A 22,408-nucleotide genomic window follows, 5' to 3' on the forward strand; every position below is an offset into this window, starting at 1 on the left:
GCGTCTCGTAGAGAAGAGAGTTACATAAGGGGATTTCAACCCCGACTAAAATCCACTGGAGGTTCTAATGAACCATGAAATTGCTAACGAGACTTTGACTGAGAACACTGTAAAACCGAAGCTCCGACGATCGCCAAAAAAGATGACTTTGGTAATTTTAGGCTTACTGTTGCTGGCTGGGCTGGGTATTTTTGGTATCCATGCGGGTGCAGCCAAGACAGAGAAAACGGGAAAATCTGGGCGTAATAAAGAGCAAGTGACACCTGTAACTGTGGCAATGGTGACACAAAAAACGGTTCCGATACAATTGCAGGCGATCGGTAATGTCCAATCGGGATCTACAGTCTCGATTACGCCCGAAGCTAGTGGACGAATCATTGGAGTTTATTTCAAGAAAGGTCAAGATGTGAAAAAGGGACAACTTTTGTTTACCCTGGATGACCGATCGCAAGCTGCTGCAATTCAGCAAGCTCAAGGTACTGTCGCCAAAGATCAAGCCTCGGTACAACAAGCAAGAGCTGCATTAACTAGAGACTTGGGTCAGGTAGACCAAGCCAGGGCGACTTTAATCAAAGACTTAGCTTTAGTGCGACAAGCCCAGGCGACTTTGGCCAAGGATCAAGCCCAAGCAGATTTTGCTCAAGGACAGAGCGATCGCTATGGTGCGTTGTATAAGAAGGGCGCGATTAGTTTAGATCAAGCACAGCAATACGTTTCTAACAGCAAATCGGCTACAGCAACTCTACAAGCAGATCGAGAAGCGATCGCTAATACTCAGGCTGTTTTGAAAAGCGATCAAGTGGCGCTGACTAATGCCGGCGCAGTTGTCAAAGGCGATCAAGCTGCGATCGCTAATGCTCAAGCCGTTGTCAGTTCCGACCAGGGAGCATTGGATAATACCAAAGTGCAATTATCTTACGCCAAAATTTATGCCCCGATTGATGGTCGCGCTGGCAATATTCTGGTGACTCAGGGCAATGTGGTGCAAGCTAATAGCACCACTCCACTTGTTACCATCAGCCAAATTCGCCCGATTCAAGTTGCTTTTTCTATTCCCGAAACAAATCTGCCCCAGGTACAAAAGTATATGCAGAATGGCAAGCTGAAGGTAGATGTGACGTTCCCGGATAATCAAGCTCGTCCTTTACCAGGTACTTTGACATTTGTCAATAATACGGTCGATAATACCACAGGGACAATTCAACTGATTGGCGACTTTGACAACACTCAAGGACACTTGTTTCCCGGTCAATTTGTGAACGCAACGCTGACGCTGACTGAACAACCGAATGCAACGGTTGTTCCCTCCCAAGCCGTGCAGAATGGCCCCGATGGACAGTTTGTGTTTGTAGTTAAGCCAGATATGACGGTGGAAAATGTTCCAGTTACAGTCAGCAGCAGCATTGATGGGCTAGATGTGGTTCAGAAAGGACCGCAACCAGGCGATAAAATTGTCACCGATGGTCAAGCGAATCTGGTTTCGGGTAGCAAAATCCGCATCAAAACAGCCGGGAATAATTCAAATACAGATGGGAATTCCTCGAAGTCTAGAAGAAATCATTCCCCTAAGTCAGGCGGAGGTGATTCATGAACCTCTCAGAACCATTTATCCGCCGCCCGATTATGACGACTCTGGTGATGGCGGCGATTTTGATCTTCGGTTTCATGAGTTATCGCTTGCTGCCAATCAGCGATTTACCAAGTGTGGATTATCCCACAATCCAGGTAAGTGCCGCCCGACCGGGAGCTAGCCCCGAAACGATGGCCGCATCGGTTGCCCGTCCCCTAGAGAAGCAATTTTCCAGCATTGCGGGACTCGATTCCCTCAACTCAACTAGCACTCTGGGACAGACTCAAATTACCCTGCAATTTAACCTGAGTCGGAATATTGATGACGCGGCGCAGGATGTGCAAGCAGCAATTTCGGGAGCATCGGGGCAAATTGCGACCGATTTACCCAATCCTCCCACTTATAGCAAGGTTAACCCCGCCGATCAACCAATTCTTTACCTTTATCTCAACTCTCCGACTCTGCCCCTTTCCCAAGTAGACAATTATGCCCAGACTTATCTGGCGCAAAAGCTATCTACAATCAATGGGGTGGCACAGGTAGCTGTCTACGGTTCTCAAAAGTATGCGGCTCGAATTCAACTCGATCCGCAGCAATTGGCAACGCGGCAAATTGGGCTAGATCAGGTGGCGACGGCGATTCAACAGGGTAACGTCGATTTGCCTACCGGCAGCCTTTCGGGAAATCACAAGAATTTTACAGTCCAAACTAACGGGCAACTCCAGGATGCGGCTGCTTATCGCCAGTTGATTGTGTCTTACAAAGATGGAATGCCCATCTATCTGAATCAACTCGGTCGGATTGTTGACAGTGTAGAAAATGACAAGTTAGCAAGCTGGTACAACAATACTCGCGCGATTATTATCACCATTCAAAGACAGCCCGGAACCAATACGGTAGAAGTCGTAGACACCATTAAGAAATTGCTGCCAAATTTGCGATCGCAGATTCCGGCATCCGTGGAAATTGGTATTCTCTATGATGCGTCTCAGTCAATTCGAGATTCAGTGGATGATGTGAGATTTACGTTGATTCTGACGATCGCTCTAGTTATCTTAGTAATTTTCCTATTTTTGCGGAACCTTTCGGCGACGGTGATTCCCAGTTTGGCGTTACCCGTTTCGCTGATTGGCACCTTTGCAGTGATGTATTTGCTGCACTACTCACTAGATAACCTGTCGCTGATGGCGTTGACCCTTTCGGTGGGCTTCGTAGTGGATGATGCGATCGTCATGCTAGAAAATATCGTCCGTCATATAGAAATGGGGGAACGTCCACTAGAAGCGGCGTTGAATGGATCGAGAGAAATTGGTTTCACCATCCTATCGATGACCCTTTCCTTAGTTGCAGTCTTCATCCCCATGTTATTCATGAGTGGAGTTTTGGGACGATTATTTCATGAATTTGCTGTAACGATCGCAGTTGCAATTCTCGTATCTGGTTTTGTGTCTTTGAGTTTGACTCCAATGTTGTGCAGTCGTTTTCTGCGTCCGGTGGATCATACCCATCAAAGTCGGTTATATCAAGCTTCCGAATATGTATTCGATCGCTTCCTCGGTCTGTACGATTGGAGTCTCAAAAAAGTCTTAAAATATCACCGCACCACGATGATTTTATCTGGCTTTCTATTAATAGTGACAGTTGGGCTGTTGGTGGTAGTTCCCAAAGGCTTTATTCCTAGCGAAGATACCGGACAAATTACAGGCATTACCCAAGCAGCCCAGGATGCATCCTTTGATAATCTTGTGCAGCATCAGCAAACAGTTGTTAACCTGATTCGGCAAGATCCAAACGTGGATGCAGTCAACTCTAATATTGGGGCGGGAGCGAGTGGTAGTGGCGGTGGGGCAGCAGTTGCAGCCAATTCCGGCAGTTTGTTCATTCGGTTAAAACCGCGATCGCAGCGCCAACTTACTGCCGACGAAATCGTGCAAAATTTGCGAACCAAACTTGCCACTCTTCCCGGCATCCAAGTATTTTTACAAAATCCCCCCGCGATACCGATTGGCGCTCAACAAAGCACAGGACTTTATCAACTAGCACTCCAGAGTTCAGATGTCAAACCCTTGCAGGAGTATGTTCCCCAACTTGTTCTCAAGATGAAGAACTTGACAGAACTCCAAGATGTGAACAGCAATTTACAGTTTGCTTCTAAGATCCAAATTGACATTGACCGCGATAAAGCCTCAACTTATGGAATTACCGCCGAGCAAATCGAAAATACCTTAAGAAGTGCTTACGGTTCCTACCAAGTGTCAACCATCTATGCAGCGACCAATGAGTATCAAGTGATTTTGGAATTAGCACCCCAGTATCAGGAGAATATCAATGCTTTGTTGACATTATACATTAACTCCAGTACTGGAGTGGCAGTTCCTCTGAAGACATTCGCCAAACTATCTCAGGGAGTCAGCCCGTTAATGGTCAATCATAACGGTCGGATGAACGCCGCGACAATTTCCTTTAACCTCGCTCCCGGTGTGTCCTTGGGAAATGCCAACGAAGAGATAGAAAAACTGATTAATCAGGTAATTCCTGCCAGCATTAGCACGAACTTTCAGGGCGCAAGTCAGGTATTTCAAAGTTCACTGCCGAGTTTGGGTTTATTGTTAGCGATCGCTATCCTAGTAATTTATCTGATCCTGGGTGTTCTCTATGAGGATTTCCTTCACCCGATTACGATTCTTTCCGGTTTGCCATCAGCAGGTTTTGGCGCATTGTTAACGCTGATTATATTCCATGTCGAACTGAATGTTTACTCCTTCATCGGCATCATTTTGTTGGTGGGCATCGTCAAGAAAAACGGGATTATGATGGTGGATTTTGCCATTGAAGCCCAGCGAAATGAATTGAAAAAGCCCTCTGAAGCGATTTATCAAGCCTGTTTAGTGCGCTTCCGCCCGATTATGATGACGACGATGGCAGCATTAATGGGAACTTTACCGATCGCGATCGGATTTGGGGCTGGTTCCGAATCCCGCCGTCCTCTAGGGATTGCAGTTGTGGGCGGACTGATATTTTCTCAGATATTGACCCTGTATTTAACTCCGGTGTTCTATATCTATATGGAATCATGGCGGAAAAAGCTCAGTCAAGTTAAGTTCCGTCGGGTATTCTCATTTTCAGGCGGGCGATCGTGATTTTCAACAAGCAACATCAGTCTTTTATCTCAATACGCTTGGGTTAGGGAATGACAAATAAAAAAATACTCAACTACTTCTTGTGGGGTGGGCGTCTCGCCCGCCTGTAGTCAAGGGCGGACAAGATGTCCACCCCACAAGATTGGATAATTTATTTGTTGTCAGTCCCTTAAGCATTTCTTTCTTCTCTCTGCGTCCTCTGCGCCAACTCTTGGAGACGCTGCGCGTTGGCGGTTCGTTAAAAAATAAAACTTTTAGCCTTAACTAAACCGTATTGAGACTAAATCTGATTTTCTCAATTACGAATTACGAATTAAACACTTATGTCAGATATTAAAGATGCATTAGAGCGAATTCATTACTGGTTCAAAAAAAATCATCCAGCAAAGATTGCATCATTGGCATCAGGTTTAAGTCCATTAGAAATAGATAATGTATTGAGTAGTCTATCTTTTAAAGTATCGAAAGAAGTTAGGAAAATTTATGAATGGTCAAATGGATACTCCAGATATGACTGTGCAGATGATTGGATATTTGATTATATGTTCCTTTTAAGTTTAGATTCAGCAGTAAAAGAGGCTCAAACTTGGGTAGAGGAACATGAGGAAATAGCCCTTATGTATCAGTACGCAGGTAAACCTGTCTTGCCAATTTGTATGTCAGATATGGAGTTTTTGGCAGTCGTAGCCACAGATGAGGAAGAAGCAACTTCCCCTGTAATTCATATCTCCGAAACTGCGGAAATTTCACTGCGATATACTAATTTAACAGCCATGATGTTGACCCTGGCAGAATCTTATGAGACTGGAGGATTTTTTGTAAACCGTAACGGTTACATAGAGAAAGATGATAAAAACTATGCTGCTGCATATCGAAAGTACAACTCAGCAATTACAGACTTAGCTATCGAAAGATTTCTGAAAATGTTTCCTGAAGATTCCTCTTGGCAAACCGTACAACTACTTCATGACGACCTATATATGATCAATAGCTATCAAATAGAAATCCCAGCAAGTAGCCTGAAAACTCAAGTAGTTAATACTCTTCTTAATCTGCTACAAGATGAAAAACATGATTCCGGCTTTTCTGTAGTACTAGTACTCGAAGAACTTCGAGCAGTAGAGGCATTAATTCAAGTACTTCAACACCCGAACAAATGGGTTCGTAGTAGGTCGGCGTTTGCTTTGGGAAAAATTAAAGCATTTGAGGCTGTAGAGTTTGTATCCCAGCTTTTAAAAGATCCAGATCCAATGGTTCAAGAAGCAGTTCAGGAGGCGTTAGAGATGTTTAGAAATCAGAGATAGTGTTTGTTACACCTATCACACATTTAATCAAACTCGCGTTGACATTATATTTGGCGATCGCATCGCTACCACATTTCTGGGAGAACAAAACCCATGAACCTTTCAGAACTTTTTATTCGTCGTCCAGTCATGACCACTTTGGTAATGATCGGTATCCTCATCTTCGGTCTGATGAGTTATGTATTATTACCCATCAGTGCGCTACCTAACGTTGAATATCCTTTTATATCTGTCTCTGCTAGTCTCCCTGGTGCCACGCCCGAAACAATGGCATCTTCGGTCGCCGCCCCCCTAGAAAGACAGTTTACTGAAATTGCCGGACTCAATTCATTTAATTCCACCAGTTCAACTGGCAGCACCAACATATCCCTCCAATTTGACTTTAGCCGCAGAGTGGAAGATGCCGCCAAAGATGTGCAAGCAGCCATTTCAGCAGCAGCCGGACAACTGCCCGCCGGAATGCCTCGCCCACCTAGCTACCGCAAAGTTAACCCATCTGTCTCACCGATTCTCTTTCTCTATATGTATTCTGAGACACAGCAAATCTCGACAGTAGATGAATATGCAGAGGTAACAGTTGGTCAGCCAATCTCGATGATTGATGGTGTTGCTCAGGTGCAGGTATTTGGTCAACAGCAATATGCAGTCCGCGTCCAGCTTGACCCGCGAGAGTTAGCATCAAGGGGAATCGGTCTAAGTCAGGTGAAAACTGCAATTCAACAGGGAAATGTCAACTTACCAACCGGTAGTCTCTCTGACACTTACAAAAGTTATACGATTCAGGCGAACGGTCAACTCACCGATGCTGCCGGCTATCGCCAGCTAATTGTCACTTACAAGAATGGTGCGCCCGTGCGTCTCCAGGATTTGGGGGACGTGATTGACAGCGCACAAAACGTCAAAGTCTCGAATTTGTATAGCGATCGCAAGGTAACAAACCGCCATTCTGTTGTTCTCGCTGTGCAGCCACAGCCGGGTGCTAATACGGTAAATATCGTTGATGCCATCCAGGAACTTTTACCTACACTCCGCGAACAAGTTCCCAAATCCATTGAGATGGGGATTATGTACGATCGCTCCCAAACCATCCGAGCCTCTGTCAACGATGTAAAGTTTACCTTGGTTCTCTCGGTTTGTCTAGTTATCTTGGTGATTTTCTTATTCTTGCGTGACATCACTGCCACGCTGATTCCCAGTTTGGCGCTACCTGTAGCGATCATTGGGACTTTTGCCGTGATGTATTTGTCGGGCTTCTCCCTAGACAACATCTCACTCATGGCGTTGACTCTCTCCGTGGGCTTTGTCGTGGATGATGCGATCGTGGTGTTGGAAAATGTCGTCCGTTATCGGGAAATGGGCGAATCTCCCCTAGACGCAGCATTGAAGGGATCGAGGGAAATCAGTTTTACAATTTTGTCAATGACCCTTTCCCTGGTGGCGGTGTTCATCCCGATCATGTTTATGAGTGGAATAATCGGTAAATTATTTCATGAATTTGCCGTAACGATCGCAGTGGCAATTTTGGTTTCAGGTTTTGTTTCCCTCAGTCTCACCCCCATGTTGTGCAGTCGTTTCTTAAGTTCATCCCATCACCAAAAACCAAATCGGCTTTATCGAGTCTTAGAAGGGGGATTTGATTTTCTACTGCGGGGATATGATTGGACGCTCAAGCCTGTTTTAAAATACCGCCTGATGACGCTGATTGGTTCTGGCATTCTGCTGCTAATGACCGTCTATCTGTTCGTCATCGTTCCTAAAGGATTTATTCCTACCGAAGACACCGGACAATTAATGGCGAACACCAAAGCCGCCCAAGATATTTCTTTTGATGATATGCTGCGTCACCAGCAAACGGTTGTTGATATTATTCGTAAAGACCCTAACATTGAAGCAGTTGATTCGATTGTAGGTGCAAGTGGCCCCAACGGTTCAGTCAACGGCGGGCGAATTACGATTCGGCTAAAACCACGTTCTCAACGTCAACTGAATGCTGACCAAATCATTCAAGAATTAACCCCGAAGTTGCGACGGACAACTGGGATTAAGACATTCCTCCGCTCTCCGCCAGCTATTCCCATCGGTGGACAACAAACTAATTCTACTTATCAGTTCACGTTGCAGAGCTTGAATTTGCAAGACTTGCGCCAATACGTTCCGAAACTTGTAGATAAAGTCAAAACCCTACCAGGACTCCAGAACGTTGATAGCGATTTACAACTCAGCACTCCTCAAATCCAAGTCCAAATTGACCATAACAAAGCCGCAACTCTGGGGATTACCGCCCAACAAGTTGAACAAACCCTCAGCGCCGCTTATGGTTCCAGCCAAGTTTCTACTATCTATACCCCAAATGACCAATTTTATGTAATCTTAGAAGTTAAACCAGAGTTTCAGCGAGATCCTAGCGCCCTGTCCATGCTTTATGTGCAATCGAGTACTGGAAAACTGGTTCCCCTGAGTGCGATCGCTAATATCACTCAGAATGTCGGTCCCCTCACCGTTGCTCACGTTGCTCAACTCCCCTCTTCCACTATCTCCTTTGACACCCTCCCAGGAACGTCTCTAAGTCAAGCTACAGATGCCATCAAGCAAGTAGCCAGTGAGTTGCTACCCTCAACAATTACCCCCAGTTTTCAGGGTTCAGCCCAGACTTTTCAACAGTCCTTCAACGATTTAGGGGCGCTGTTGTTGGTGTCTATTGTAGTAATCTATCTGATTCTCGGTATCCTTTATGAGGATTTCATTCACCCGATCACCATTCTTTCCGGTCTACCTTCGGCAGGTTTTGGCGCATTATTGACGCTGCTGATTTTCCAGGTTGATTTAAATCTTTACTCTTTCATCGGCATTATTTTGTTAGTAGGCATCGTCAAGAAAAACGGGATCATGCTGGTGGACTTTGCCATTGAAGCACAGCGAAAGGAAGGGAAAAATTCCTTTGATGCCATCTATGCCGCTTGCTTGACTCGCTTCCGCCCAATTATGATGACGACGATGGCAGCTTTAATTGGGACATTGCCCATTGCTTTGGGGACGGGGGTAGGTTCAGAAGCGCGTCGTCCTTTGGGGATTGCGATCGTTGGTGGATTGTTGTTCTCTCAGATATTGACTCTCTATCTGACTCCAGTATTTTACATTTATATGGAGGCATTGCGGAAAAACCTTGGACAACCTAAGTTTTCCGGCTTTTTATTCAAAAAGGCCAAGGTAAGCTGAGTGTGAATTCTCTGTCCTGCATCGTTTCAGTCCCCGTGAGTGCGATTTAGTCAAATTTAGTCTTACGTCCCCGGATAACCTGGGGACTTTGTTGATGGAAACCTTATAGAGAGCAAATTCACGCATGGGTTTATATAATCAAGAATGAGCTAAATTTAGGATAAGTCGCACACGCTTTCTATCACAACAATTTAGAAATAGTGGAGGCTTGGACAGAAGCAGACGAAATCAGGTTTTATAAACAGCTTGATGAGGTTCCTGGTGATGATTGGATGGTTGTACTCATACAGCCATTTTACATAATGAAATAGTTGCGTTTAGTCAGAGGGTAGAGCGATCGCTCTTAGTTTACCTGGGTGGCTCAGACCGGAAATTATCTACGGTCACTTCAATGGCAAGCCTATTAAATTTGATGAGTGAATAAGTGCGTAGTTTACCGCCGCAGGCATCGCACCTAATCCAACCTAATAAAAAAGCTGGCTGTGATTTAGGCAGCTTTTTTATTAGGATGAAATAAAAAACGCTAAGGCTTAAATACAATGTGGAACGCACCATGCTACCAAAGTTTTTTTCTTATCTACAGCATTTCTATTTTGAAATTGAGTTTGTTTGATGCTGTAATTAATTTTCAGCGCATCGTCTCCTAATGTATTGTGCTTTTTAATCGCGGTGTTTAAGGTAGGTGCATTCAGATTATTCTCTAGAGTCACACCCTGATTGATTTTGGCAATAGCAGAGTTTCCAGAGAAAGCTATTGCGCCAACGATTACGACTCCTAAACCTTTAGTCAAATTCCAAACATTCATAATTGTATTCCGCCTTTTTTTGTCAAGGTTCTGGCGATTTTGGCAGATCCCCCAGGGTTTTAGCCCCCGCTTCGACTTGCCAAACATCAAGCTGATACACTAATCATAAAACTATTGTTTGCTTTTGTGCAGTAATTTCCGAACTGGATATAATTGTTTACTTGATTGCGGGGCAATCAAGTAAACAATTATATCGAATCCTCTTCAGGCTTAACCTTTTCGATCTTGGTAGTTATTTGAGGTGCTTAGAAGTTAGTTAAGAGCGTCCCCTAAACTATGCTCTAAAATTTATGTAAATTCATTAAAGCCTTAACTTATGCTTCTGACCGAACTCATACCACTGCTTAAAGAATTATCCCACACTGATAAACTCTTACTAATACATTTTCTGGAAACCGAGTTGTTGAAGGAATCAAGTTTAGTCCCATTGGATGCTCAGGGCAAAGTAGCAAGTCTTGGCTTATATGATTCTTTTGAAGCTGCTGCTGTTTTAGCGAAGGCACTAGCAGAAGAAAAAACCGCAACACATGGTTGATAAAGTTAGACTTGCATTTACTGAGGTAAATCCAGAACTCGGTGCATTAAGTACCCTGCCTTATCTACCGCTAATTCTCACTTATCAGAATCGTTCTGTAAGTGTATCAGGCTTACTAGATACTGGTTCTAGTGTCAACGTATTGCCCTACGAAATCGGGTTAAGGCTGGGAGCAGTTTGGGAACGTCAAAGGCTCTCCGTTCCATTGGGTGGTATATTTGGCTAGTTTTGAGGCGAGGGCATTGGTGTTGATGGCAAATGTTGAGCAATTTCCGACAGTGGAGCTAGTTTTTGCTTGGACAAGAGATAGAAATGCTCCATTGATTTTAGGACATATGAATTTCTTTTTAGCGTTTGATGTGTGCTTCTATCGTTCTGAATTAGCGTTTGAAATTAGCCCTAAAATAGCCTGATGGAAATAGTGAAACCCAACATTATAAGCTGATGTGCAGCTAAATTGTATAACACGAAAACGTAAAATTACTGTAGTGCTGGCATCTTGCCCGCGTCGCATATACAAATTAAATACGCAACAGCTTATTAGAGGATGTTTTAAAAGTTTTGGGCGAATATAATTCGCTACTAGACAAGCAAAGTCGTCTGGTGCTGACTAACACAAAATCAAGGATCTTAAACCCACGGAGGTGGGTTTAGTCTGTGTAGCCGCGATTTCTAATCGCCGGGGCTGGTATTAATTTAGACTTTTCAAACATCCTCTTAGGTTAACGTTGGGTTTCACTGCATTCAACTAGCCTGATTTGGCGGTATTGCTTCCGGTGGCGTTTCCGCTGGGGGAGCGAGTACCGCATCCGGCGCAATTTCTTCTACGGGAATCGGTTGTTTTTCCTCAATTTCAAAATCTGCTTGCGCTGCTTCCACCAATTCAGGAGATGGGGGATGTGGTGGAATCGCTTCCGGTACACTCTCGGTTTTTGCTTCGGTGTCAGTAGTAACTGTCTCCTCTACTGGTTGTTCTGGTATGACAATAGTTTTATCGATAATCTCAATAGCAGGTTTCTCTGCCAGTACAGAGGTAATATCTTCAGGTTTGGGGGTTGTGGGTGGTTTTTTACTCACAGTCTGTTGCACTTTGCCTTTCACGCCACCGAAGGTGCTACCAAGACCTTTTTGCAACTGGCCCAGGCGTTCCTGAAGGGACAGCTTATTCACCTGTTCTTGAATGCCAGTTTTCACCGTCTCAGGACTGGGTACTTGGGTTTGTTGTGCCTGTGGGGTCAGTTGGCGACGTAATGATAGAGTTTGCCAGCCAAACCAGACCAAAAGAGCCACACTAGCCACATGACCCAGCAGCAAACCCCCAGTAATGCGTGGTGCAAATACCCATAAGACTAAGGCGTAGAACAGTCCTACGCCACTCCAGATAAAGTCATTCTTGCGGTGGATTTCGGGGAAAAAGAAAGCTGCTATATAAATGGCTAAACTACCAAGACCGACCACCAAAGCTAGGACATATGCCAGCATTATTTGGTTACTCCTTACTGCGTCCTTTGACTATTTAAATTTTGCAAGTTTTGCAAGTCAATTGTTGATTTAGATACAAATTAAAATTAATTATCCATGTTAGTTGTGGATTTTTGTCATTTATATCAACTCTTAAGGTCTTCTTTAGGAGAGAAGGGAAAATCTCGGACTACCCTTAAAGTAAAAGGATCTGCAAGAGTTAGCCAGAAATTTTTTATGACACTACAAAGCTTTGGTGTGATTGGATTAGCCGTTATGGGTGAGAACATCGCTCTCAACGTGGAGCGCAATGGCTTCCCAATTGCAGTTTACAACCGCTCCCGAGAAAAAACGGATGCGTTTATGGCGCAGCGTGCGCCAGGAAGGAACGTCAAAGCCGCCTTTACTCTGGAAGAATTCGTCGCCTTATTGGAACGTCCCCGCAAAATCCTAGTAATGGTGCAAGCTGGTAAGCCAGTGGATGCGGTGATTGCTCAACTCAAACCCTTGTTAGACGAAGGCGATATCATTATCGACGGTGGCAACTCTTGGTTTGAAGATACGGAACGACGCACTCAGGAATTAGAACCGGCTGGGCTTCGGTATCTTGGTATGGGTGTCAGTGGCGGTGAAGAAGGGGCGCTGAATGGCCCATCTCTGATGCCTGGAGGTACAACAAGCTCTTACGAGTTTCTATCGCCAATTTTCAACAAAATTGCTGCCCAAGTCGATGATGGCCCTTGTGTAACCTACATTGGCCCTGGTGGTTCTGGTCACTATGTCAAAATGGTACACAACGGCATTGAGTATGGCGATATGCAGCTAATTGCTGAAGCCTACGACTTGCTGAAAAATGTCGCTGGATTAAACCCCAGTCAGCTACATGACGTGTTTGCTGAATGGAACACCACCGACGAACTCGATTCATTTTTGATTGAGATTACGAAGAATATCTTCCCATATATTGACCCAGAAACAAATCGACCCCTGGTGGATTTGATTGTTGACGCAGCAGGTCAAAAGGGAACTGGACGCTGGACTGTGCAAACTGCATTGGAATTGGGAGTTGCTATTCCCACAATTACAGCAGCAGTTAATGCCCGAATTATATCTTCGATTAAAGAGGAGCGGGTCGCAGCATCTAAAGTCCTCACAGGCCCCAGTGGCAAGTATGACGGGCAAACTAAGGACTTTATCAATAAAGTCCGTGATGCTCTCTATTGCTCAAAAATCTGTTCTTATGCTCAAGGGATGGCGCTGCTATCCACAGCTTCAAAAACATATAACTGGAATTTGGATCTGGGCGAAATGGCGCGGATTTGGAAAGGTGGTTGTATTATTCGCGCTCGCTTTTTGAATAAGATTAAGAAGGCTTTTAGCGAAAATCCAGCTTTGCCTAACTTGCTGTTAGCTCCCGAATTTAAGCAGACAATTCTCGACAGACAGACTGCTTGGCGGGAAGTGATTGCGACAGCTGCAACACTGGGAATTCCAGTACCCGCATTTAGCGCATCCTTGGATTATTTTGACAGCTATCGCCGCGATCGCTTGCCTCAAAATCTAACTCAAGCACAACGCGACTACTTCGGCGCACATACTTACCTGCGTCTTGATAAGCCCGGAAGTTTCCACACTGAATGGGTACCCATTGCTGAAGCCAAGAAGTAAGCTTTTGCATATCTGTATCAGGATATTGTGAAAGGTTAGTCAGTTTCAAAATACAGATTTAGAAGTGGCTCTGAGTTTCAGAGCCACTTTTTTTAACGAACCGCAGAGGCGCAGAGAACGCAGAGGAAGAGAGGAGGATAATAGTAATTCTACTGTTCGGTTAAGGCAAGAGACGCGATAAATCGCCGTCAGGACGAAGGACTGATTATTGTAAAGACGGCGATTTATCGCGTCTTTGGGATCTGAAATGGTATTAGGGGTTATTATTACCAAGATATTTGGCTTTTAATTCTTCTAATTCTTCATCTATTTTGCTTTTATTAGAAGGCTGAGATGTGGGGTTTGGTGGTTGTATTTTATTTGCTTGAGGTTTGTTGCCACCCAAAAATTGGGTTTTCATTTCCTCTAATTCTTGCTCAATTTGACTAGGAGATTTCGATACAAAAGGAGGTGTAATAATAGGCGGGGGTTGAGGAACTGGTTTTGCTGATATCGCTGGCGTGGCTGCTACTTGCGGCTGGTGATTTAAGTCTTTGAGAACTTGATCTACTGTTTGATAACGGCGAATTGGAATACTTTCTAACATCTTGTTGAGAATGCGACTCAACTGATTACTGACGGGAGTTTTCAAGTATTGCTGCCAAACCCATGTACCGTTGTTGGTATCATAGGAATCGAAGGGCGATCGCACAGTTAATAAATTAATACAAGTAGCACCCAAACTGTAAATATCGCTAGCGAAAACAGCCCTACCTCGCATTTGTTCAGGTGCAACATATTCTGGACTACCAATACTTGTACCAGTTTGATTTAAGGCGTTACCAATGGCAGATTTAGCCGCACCAAAATCTACTAAGACTAGTTTGCGATCGCTCTGGCGTAAAATAATATTTTCTGGCTTAATATCGCGGTGAATTATCTGTCTGGCGTGGCAATATTGCAATACTGATAATAAATCATTTAGTAATTGCCAGATTTGCGTTTCATTAAAAGCACCTCTATGTGCCAATTCCTGGGCTAAGTTTTGCCCGTCGATAAATTCTTGTACAAGATACTGCCGATCTTCTTGGGTAAAATATGCCAGTAGTTCGGGAATTTGGGGATGTTTGCCCAATTCATCTAACTGCACCGCTTCTTGGTTAAATAATTCTACGGCCTTTGCAAGAGTGTTAGTACCTTGGGCTTGGGGATAAAATTGCTTAATTACGCAACGTGGTTTTGAGGGTTTATCCTCATCCACAGCTAAGAAGGTTTTGCCAAAACCACCTTGTCCGATTGGTTTGATAGCACGGTAACGTTCTTTGAGGAGTAACTTAGAACCACAAGTCCGGCAAAACTTGACATCATGAGGATTTTCAGGCTTGGGACAATGGGGATTAAGGCAGTAGCTCATACAGGCGATCGCTCTTATATGTCTTTATTTTCTCCTGTCCCAGGCAAAAGGGTGTAATCAACAGATTTTGGATTTTAAATTTTGGATTTGTGTCACCCAGAAGGGTTGAAAGCGTGTAGCGGGATGTCAGTCTGGTATGAACCAAAATAATCTAAAATCTAAAATTAGCTCGATCATCACTCATAATCCAATACGCTTGGGTTAAGAAGAATAGTAGGTTGGGTAACGCTTACGCTCAACCCAACAAAGCCTTGATAATGTTGGGTTTCGTTCCTCAAACGCCAGTTGTCTACAACTCTTGGAACCCCCGCAACGCACTGGCTCCCCAACCTACGCCAGTTTTAGTTTTTAGCCTTAACCCAAGCGTATTGATCCATAATCAAGAGCGATGTCTACGACGGGCTATTCGGCGATCGCACTACTAGCTAACTACCCCACAGCTTCCATAACTGGATGGAAGTAGAAGGCGAACCCCAACACTGTATAGGCAGCTAATAATAAAGTGCCTTCCAGCCAATTGGATCTACCATCGGAACTAATACTGTTTGCAATCAACACTGACACAACCACAGCTACTAATTCAAAAGGTTTGAAATCCAAATCCATTGGTTTACCCAATATCCGCCCTGCTATAACTAACACGGGCGCGACAAATAGGGCAATCTGCATACTTGATCCCACAGCCACAGAAAGGGAAAGATCCATCTTATCTTTCATCGCCACAGTGACTGCTGTGGCGTGTTCAGCCGCGTTACCGACGATGGGAACCAAAATCACCCCTGTAAACAACGCCGTCAAACCTAGCTGAGATGTGGCCACCTCCAGAGAATCAACTAGCATTTCTGACTCAATTGCCACTAGCAAGGTACACACTAGCAACACGCCAACCCATAACACCATATTTGGTTTAGCATGAGATATTTCCTCTGCTTCTGCTTCTGCCTCCGCTAAACCCACATCATATAGATAAGAGTGGGTTTTCATCGAAAATAGCAGCGTTAGGGCATAAACCAGAATTAACACTACAGCAACAGCAATAGAAAGATTTTGCAGTGTTTCTTCGTTAATTCCTTGAGAAGTGTAATTCATCGCCGTTGGCATCAAAATGGCAATCACCGCCAAATTCATCGAAGCAGCATTCACCCGCGCCACAATTGGCTGAAATGTCTGTTCTTTGTAGCGCAGTCCTCCCAAAAGCATGGAAAAACCCATCACCAGTAGTAAGTTGCTAATAATCGATCCCGTGATACTAGCTTTGACGACATCTATTAATCCAGCGTTCAGGGCTATTAGGGCGATGATTAGTTCTGTAGCATTGCCAAAGGTGGCGTTTAACAAGCCCCCCAATGATGGCCCGACTACGACAGCAATTTCTTCTGTGGCTGTACCCATCCAAGCTGCTAAGGGCAGAATTGCTAATCCAGATGTAATGAAAACTATCAATTCTCCCCACTCCAGAAAGTGGGCTGCTAGCGAAACCGGGATAAATAGTAATAAAACCAGAAGAATAATGTTTTTAGTTGACATTTGTTGTCTTAGGTTGAAGGTATCTGATCGGAGTGAGGAGTAATGAGTGCTGTTAGCGGTAGCTATGGTTTAGCCCGTCCTGAGTGAAGAACAAAGAAATGGTGTGAAGTCAATAAGCATAATTAACTTTTTAGCGCCAACTACGAACTTTAACTTAATTCATATTTAGCTATTTACAGCAGATTGCAACTTGGTGAGGTACAGATGATTTCAAGGGCACAGCACTGCTCATTGGTGTCAACTTAAGCGCAAACCCTTTTAAAACCTCGTTTCCAGCCTCTGGCTGGAAATGCGCCTCTTGGCGGCTCTGCCGCCAGCAAGGGAGGCGGAGCCTCTAGAACGGCATTCCCAGTCGGAGACTGGGAACGAGACAATCTAAAAGCTGGTTCTAGGCAGGCTTTTACGTTAAGTTGATGTGTACTTCATTTACCTGAAAAACGCTGTATCTTCTTTTTTACTTACTCAGCACTCAGCACTCAGCACTCACTACTCCCATAGGATACTCTCAACCCTCTGTAGACCAATTCAGAGATTGTACTGTTTTCAGTTCACTGCTGCCGATGTTGTGTAAAATAAGATTGCGATATAATGAGATATTGTAATCTTTTGTTGCAAAAGTATGAATTTGATCCAAAATTCTACACCAGAAATGGGGTTTAATTAATTAAAAGACAATTAAAATTTTGATTGGCGCTGAAGAAAAGAAAACCCCTAACTGAGTCTTATTCAATGGCTAATTACTTTGAGCCTTCAGGGAAAAGGCTGTGCGATAACGCAGATTTCCCACTACAATAAAACAGCTTTGTCAAAAATTTGGTTAGATTCCATAGTTGTTGTTTATACCGGATTTTGTGTGAAAACTATTGGAGAAAGGTTTATGCACAAACTTTTCGGTGCAACTGCAAGTTTTTTGTTTTGGATAAATATACATGACTTCTGCTGACCAAATGCCAGCTAGTGGCTCAACGTTAACATTACATTCAGATCCCAATAACACCAAAGAAACCGATCCCCTGAGAAAGGCTAATGGTGTTTATGTGACGGTGCATGGTCATTTTTACCAGCCACCAAGGGAAAACCCTTATCTGGACGCAATTGAACGCCAACCGAGCGCTGCACCTTTCCATGATTGGAATGAGCGGATTCATTGGGAATGCTATCGCCCGAATGCCTTTGCCAGAGTCTTAAATGACCAAGGCGAAGTGGTGAAGATCGTCAATAATTATGAGTATTTTAGTTTTAATATTGGGCCAACGCTGATGTCGTGGCTAGAACGCTACGATGTGGAGGTTTATCAGCGAATTTTAGAGGCGGATGCAAAGAGTAGCGATCGCTTGCATGGTCACGGCAATGCGATCGCGCAAGTATACAATCACATCATTATGCCTCTGGCGAATGAACGCGACAAACATACCCAAATTCGCTGGGGTAAAGAAGACTTCAGCTCCCGCTTTGGACGCGATCCCGAAGGTATGTGGCTAGCAGAAACTGCTGTAGACTACGCTACCCTAGAAGCTCTTGTGGCTGAGGGTATTCGTTTCATTATCCTTGCACCATCTCAGGCGCTGCGTTGCCGTCCCCTCCCCACTCAAGATCATCCCCATCCTGAATGGATCGAAGTTGGTGGTAGTCAGATTGATTCCACCCGTCCCTATCGTTGTTATTTGAAAGATAGTCAAGAGTCCAACGAAACAAATGACAAACCCTACATTGATATCTTCTTTTACGATGGCCCGATATCGCGGGATATGGGTTTTAGTGATGTCGTTTATAGTTCGACTCGCTTTGCTGGACGTATCGGTTCAGCCGTGCGTGGGGATCATCGGCCAACACAGTTAATCTCTGTGGCGACAGATGGGGAAACCTTCGGACATCATAAGAAGGGAACTGAGAAAACTTTAGCCTACGCCTTTACCAAAGAGTTTCCCCAACAAGGTTGGACGGTGACGAACTTCGCCCACTACCTGAGCTTAAATTCTCCCAGTTGGGAAGTGGAATTGAAGTCAGTCACGGCCTGGAGTTGCGCCCACGGTGTCGGCAGATGGGAAGATGATTGTGGTTGCGGTGGAGAGGGCGGTGTTTGGCATCAGAAATGGCGTCGTCCCTTGCGGGATGCCCTAAATTGGCTGCGGGATCAGCTAACTGATGTGTATGAGGAACATGGCAGGCAGTTATTTCGTGATCCCTGGCTAGCACGAGATGAATATATCCAAGTGATGCGCGATCGCTCTGCTAGCAATGTTAACCGTTTTCTCTCCCGTCATCAAACCCACAAACTAACAGCAGCCGAACAAGTAGACGCTCTACGCCTATTGGAAATGCAGCGTCACGCTTTATTGATGTTCACTAGTTGCGGTTGGTTTTTTGAAGAAATTTCCCGTCCAGAGGGGACACAAATTCTGCGCTACGCCGCCCGGGCTTTGGAATTGGCAGGGGATGTGGCAGGTGTGCAGTTAGAAAAAGGCTTTGTCAAACGTCTTAGTTTAGCCCCCAGTAATGTGGATCAGTTTAAACACGGTGGCGAAATTTATCGGCAACTCGTGTTAACTGCCCAACTTGGTTTCAAGCAAGTAGCAGCCCATTACGCCATTACTTCCCTGTTTACCAATCAGAAACCAGCAGAGACACGCAATTCTTTGCCTACAAAAGATGCTGCTGATAAACAGTCTCAGCGTTACCACAAAAAGGTTTATTGCTACGCTGCCAATGAGCTAGATTACCAACTGCAACGCATGGGATCGCTAACTCTGGCTGTGGGAAATTTAAAGCTGGTATCAGAGATTACTTGGGAAAGTGAGCATTTGGTATTTGCTGTTCTGCATTTAGGAGGCTGGGATTTCCACTGCTGTATTCAACAATTTACTGGGCGGCGTAACTACAGCCAATTAAAAGAAAAGCTGTTTGGGGCACTACAACAAGCTAGTGCGGCTCATACTATCTTGGTGATGACACAGCTATTTGGTGAAGAAGCTTTCAGCTTACAGAATCTATTTGCTGAAGAACGCCACCGGATTATGCGGCTGCTTAGTGAGGAAACGCTGACACGTTTAGGACAGTTGTATACCCAAGCCTACCGTGATAATTATGGGGTGTTAATGGCGTTTCATCGAGATGAAATAGCAGTACCGCAAGAATTGCAGGTTGCAGCAGATATTGCTTTAGGGCATCGCTGTCTGATGACATTGCGATCGCTTGAGCAAGATATCGCTGATCCCCAAAAGAGTTGGAATCACATATTAGAATTAGAGGCGATCGCTACTGAAGCAAAACATCTGCGTTGTCGGCTGAATATTCCCGACGGTAAGCAGATGTTAGAACAGTTAATTGCGCGATCGCTCTGGCAATTGTTGCACGATGCCAATGGTAGTTTTAATGCAGATATCAAACTATTGGAACGATTGATTGATGTCGGGGATCAACTAAATATTGACATTTCCCTACAGCGATCGCAAGAACTATATTTTAGTTGTCTGCAAAGTCAGATAGCGCCCGTGTGTATTACTAGCATTGGAAATGAAGGAGATAATCAGTGTCTTCAGTTGCTCAAGTTGGGCAAAAAGTTAGCCGTTGATGTCAGCATGATCTCAAATCAGTTGGGATAGATGTAGAGGGGCACAGCCGTGCATTGGTGTCCACTTCAGCTAAAAAACCTCGTTTTCAGCCTCTGGCTGGAAATGCTCCTCATTGGGCTGCTGCCGCGAGTAAGGGAGGCGGAGCCTCTAGAGAGCATTCCTAGTCTCCGACTAGGAACGAGGTTTGAACCGTTATAAATCAAAATGGCGTCGGAAACGGGGATCAATGTTGTCTGTTTTCTGCTGATTGCAGGAGAAGCAGAGGGTTTGGAGATTGCTGATATCGTTTTGACCGCCACGGGCGAGGGGAATGATATGGTCAATGGTGAGGTTAGTTTCTCCAGTGATTTTACCGCAGCTTTGGCATTGGTATTTGTCACGTTGAAAAACATATTTCTTTACTTCCGGCGGGATATGAATGCGGGGAGTTTTGCTCATTTCCTTAGTTGCTAAGAAATCCTGACAAGCTAGGTACATCTACCCAAGTTGCTTTTGTATGAGATTCATGGGATAAATCCATCAACAACTGAGAATAAATTCCTTCTCGCAGCGATGGTATAATTTCCTGATTGCGCTCAATTCCTTGCAGCCATTGGTCTACTACGCGGATAAATGCACAAATGCGCCCATCAGCATAATTTTTGGGAAAAATTAACCGATTCGGTATTTCTATTTCCGTTAAAGGTTTACCTGGCTGGGAACCCCAAACACGAAAACCATGTATATAATCTTTTTGATTTTCACTGCCCACTATTAATGTACCGCGATCGCCATATACTTCTACCCAATGGGTTCTTGCTGCATGAACAACCGCACTGATAGAAAGTTGGCAAGGTGTGCCATCCGCTAATTCCAGGGTTAATATACAGTTGTCATCTGTATCCACTGGCTTAGATTCCCCACTAACAGGGTCAATTCGTGTGGGAATAGCAGTAGTCAAATGGGCGTTTAATCTACGAACTGGCCCGAATAACCAGTGAATATAATCGAAGGCGTGGGAACCCAAAGAACCCAATGCACCGCCTCCTTTATCCTTGTCAGAATACCAATTCCAAGGGCGTGAAGTATCAGCACGAGAAGAACCTAACCAATCAATTTTAATTAAGCGCAACTTACCCACATAGTCTTCTGACAATAATTCAGCAAATAACTGCCATGCTGGTACAAAGCGAAATTCAAAATCTACAGTTGCAATCACGCCTTTTGCTTTAGCTAACTGATAAAGTTCTTTAGCTTCAACTGCATTTAAAGTTGTCGGTTTCTCTAGTAATAAATGTTTCCCAGCTTGCAATACAGTTTTTGCCATTTCATAGTGCAAAAATGGCGGCGTAGAAATGCTGACTGCTTGCACTGCTGGTAATGCCACAATATCCGCGAGTGAGTCGGAAGCGTGGGGGATATTATGAGATTCTGCTATGGCTTTGGCTTTATTTATATCTCGGTGATAAACAGCAACTACCTCAGTTTGAGGATGTGCTTGGAATCCAGGGATGTGGACTTTTTGACCAAATCCAGTGCCGGCGATCGCAACCCCAATCATATCATCATTTGCTCCCATACTTATACAAGTTACTATTTACTTAAAAATATCATTTTATCTATCATATCTAATATACCCGATTCTTTCTTCGGATCAAACTTGCTAGCGAATAATTTTTCTGATTACCTAATTTTCTCAAAATATTTTTAGTCTTTATTAAAAATAATAAGTTTTAACCAATAGAGGCTTAATAATTTTTTATCGCAGAAATCTAATTGTCAAAGGGTAACGATAATGCTCGCCATTGTAAGCTTTGATAGCAGCAAAAGTTACTACAAATGATTGGACTATTAGGATTAATAAAATTAAGGACATGAACACAATCAGTAAACTATCTAGAGTTATTTTTACTTCATTAAATGAACTATTAGTAGCTAATGCCAAGCTAAAACTAGTTAATACAAAAAGTAATGAGATTGCCATGACAATCAAGGTATATAATGTCCAAGTAATTTGAAAATTTAATGATTCCTTTCCTTGGAAATCAATCCAGGGATATTGTGCTTTTTTAAAGCGCCAAATCATCAGTGGAGCCAGAAGATTTAGGGGTAAATATAAAGGAATACCAAGAAATACTAAAAAAAACAATAATATCCACCCTAATAAAGCCGAGAAATGACACAACATCGCCCATATACGCATTTCTCTAGGTTTTTCTCTCACGGCTTTTTATATG

At 44.0% G+C, this 22,408-nt stretch carries 18 protein-coding genes; 11 read left to right on the top strand and 7 right to left on the bottom strand.

Going from position 1 to position 22,408, the window contains the following annotated elements; translation table 11 throughout:
* Positions 1-67: 67 nt before the first annotated feature.
* The 5 genes from V7K30_RS23990 to V7K30_RS24010 all read left to right on the top strand — a co-directional run bounded on the left by V7K30_RS23990 (position 68) and on the right by V7K30_RS24010 (position 9,230).
* Positions 68-1,591, top strand: a complete 1,524-nt coding sequence (locus V7K30_RS23990; protein ID WP_335003557.1) for an efflux RND transporter periplasmic adaptor subunit — start codon at positions 68-70, stop codon at positions 1,589-1,591.
* The gene (locus V7K30_RS23995) at positions 1,588-4,710 is read left to right on the top strand and encodes an efflux RND transporter permease subunit (RefSeq protein WP_335003559.1); all 3,123 of its coding nucleotides are present in this window, start codon (positions 1,588-1,590) and stop codon (positions 4,708-4,710) included. The genes V7K30_RS23990 and V7K30_RS23995 overlap by 4 nt, the downstream gene beginning before the upstream one ends.
* 82 nt (positions 4,711-4,792) lie before the next feature.
* Positions 4,793-4,978 carry a hypothetical protein gene (locus V7K30_RS24000; RefSeq protein ID WP_335003561.1) on the top strand — a complete coding sequence of 62 codons (186 nt, stop codon included), beginning with the start codon at positions 4,793-4,795 and terminating at the stop codon, positions 4,976-4,978.
* A 55-nt stretch (positions 4,979-5,033) separates the two neighbouring features.
* Entirely contained in the window at positions 5,034-6,014 is a 981-nt protein-coding gene (locus tag V7K30_RS24005) for a HEAT repeat domain-containing protein (protein WP_335003563.1), read from the top strand.
* A gap of 93 nt (positions 6,015-6,107) precedes the next feature.
* Positions 6,108-9,230, top strand: a complete 3,123-nt coding sequence (locus V7K30_RS24010; protein ID WP_335003565.1) for an efflux RND transporter permease subunit — start codon at positions 6,108-6,110, stop codon at positions 9,228-9,230.
* A 530-nt stretch (positions 9,231-9,760) separates the two neighbouring features.
* Here the strand turns inward: V7K30_RS24010 and V7K30_RS24015 are convergent.
* A complete protein-coding gene (locus tag V7K30_RS24015) occupies positions 9,761-10,036 on the bottom strand; it encodes a hypothetical protein (protein WP_335003567.1) in 276 nt (91 codons plus the stop codon).
* 316 nt (positions 10,037-10,352) lie between these two features.
* Between V7K30_RS24015 and V7K30_RS24020 the strand changes: the two genes are divergently transcribed.
* From V7K30_RS24020 to V7K30_RS34360, 3 genes are read left to right on the top strand one after another with little or no spacing between them, the layout of a single operon-like run.
* Entirely contained in the window at positions 10,353-10,571 is a 219-nt protein-coding gene (locus V7K30_RS24020; RefSeq protein ID WP_335003569.1) for a hypothetical protein, read from the top strand.
* Positions 10,564-10,797 (top strand): hypothetical protein, encoded by a 234-nt coding sequence (locus tag V7K30_RS34355; protein WP_442941101.1) that lies wholly within the window; start codon positions 10,564-10,566, stop codon positions 10,795-10,797. The genes V7K30_RS24020 and V7K30_RS34355 overlap by 8 nt, the downstream gene beginning before the upstream one ends.
* Complete coding sequence (locus tag V7K30_RS34360; protein WP_442941102.1) at positions 10,790-10,984, top strand: hypothetical protein; 195 nt, start codon at positions 10,790-10,792, stop codon at positions 10,982-10,984. The genes V7K30_RS34355 and V7K30_RS34360 overlap by 8 nt, the downstream gene beginning before the upstream one ends.
* Positions 10,985-11,315: 331 nt before the next feature.
* On the opposite strand, the gene V7K30_RS24030 is transcribed toward V7K30_RS34360, so the two are convergent.
* Entirely contained in the window at positions 11,316-12,053 is a 738-nt protein-coding gene (locus V7K30_RS24030; RefSeq protein ID WP_335003571.1) for a Ycf66 family protein, read from the bottom strand.
* Between the two features lie 216 nt (positions 12,054-12,269).
* On the opposite strand from V7K30_RS24030, the gene gndA reads away from it, so the two are divergent.
* On the top strand, positions 12,270-13,700 hold the full coding sequence (gene gndA / locus V7K30_RS24035; RefSeq protein ID WP_335003572.1) for an NADP-dependent phosphogluconate dehydrogenase: 1,431 nt from the start codon (positions 12,270-12,272) through the stop codon (positions 13,698-13,700).
* Positions 13,701-13,953: 253 nt separating this feature from the next.
* Here the strand turns inward: gndA and V7K30_RS24040 are convergent, their stop codons facing one another.
* Entirely contained in the window at positions 13,954-15,093 is a 1,140-nt protein-coding gene (locus V7K30_RS24040) for a serine/threonine-protein kinase (RefSeq protein WP_335003574.1), read from the bottom strand.
* A 218-nt stretch (positions 15,094-15,311) separates the two neighbouring features.
* Between V7K30_RS24040 and V7K30_RS24045 the strand changes: the two genes are divergently transcribed.
* Complete coding sequence (locus V7K30_RS24045) at positions 15,312-15,518, top strand: hypothetical protein (protein WP_335003576.1); 207 nt, start codon at positions 15,312-15,314, stop codon at positions 15,516-15,518.
* A 4-nt stretch (positions 15,519-15,522) separates the two neighbouring features.
* Here V7K30_RS24045 and cax read toward each other — a convergent pair whose 3' ends face one another.
* Entirely contained in the window at positions 15,523-16,620 is a 1,098-nt protein-coding gene (gene cax / locus V7K30_RS24050) for a calcium/proton exchanger (RefSeq protein WP_335003577.1), read from the bottom strand.
* A 929-nt stretch (positions 16,621-17,549) separates the two neighbouring features.
* On the opposite strand from cax, the gene V7K30_RS24055 reads away from it, so the two are divergent.
* Positions 17,550-20,222, top strand: a complete 2,673-nt coding sequence (locus V7K30_RS24055) for a DUF3536 domain-containing protein (protein WP_335003579.1) — start codon at positions 17,550-17,552, stop codon at positions 20,220-20,222.
* A 162-nt stretch (positions 20,223-20,384) separates the two neighbouring features.
* On the opposite strand, the gene V7K30_RS24060 is transcribed toward V7K30_RS24055, so the two are convergent.
* The 3 genes from V7K30_RS24060 to V7K30_RS24070 all read right to left on the bottom strand — a co-directional run bounded on the left by V7K30_RS24060 (position 20,385) and on the right by V7K30_RS24070 (position 22,395).
* Positions 20,385-20,630 (bottom strand): HNH endonuclease, encoded by a 246-nt coding sequence (locus V7K30_RS24060; protein WP_335003581.1) that lies wholly within the window; start codon positions 20,628-20,630, stop codon positions 20,385-20,387.
* 4 nt (positions 20,631-20,634) lie between these two features.
* Positions 20,635-21,750, bottom strand: coding sequence for a Gfo/Idh/MocA family protein (locus tag V7K30_RS24065; RefSeq protein WP_442941103.1), 1,116 nt, complete (start codon positions 21,748-21,750; stop codon positions 20,635-20,637).
* A 180-nt stretch (positions 21,751-21,930) separates the two neighbouring features.
* The gene (locus V7K30_RS24070; RefSeq protein WP_335003583.1) at positions 21,931-22,395 is read right to left on the bottom strand and encodes a DUF4870 domain-containing protein; all 465 of its coding nucleotides are present in this window, start codon (positions 22,393-22,395) and stop codon (positions 21,931-21,933) included.
* Between the last annotated feature and the right edge of the window lie 13 nt (positions 22,396-22,408).

The organism is Nostoc sp. (assembly GCF_036917655.1).
Lineage (GTDB): Bacteria > Cyanobacteriota > Cyanobacteriia > Cyanobacteriales > Nostocaceae > Nostoc.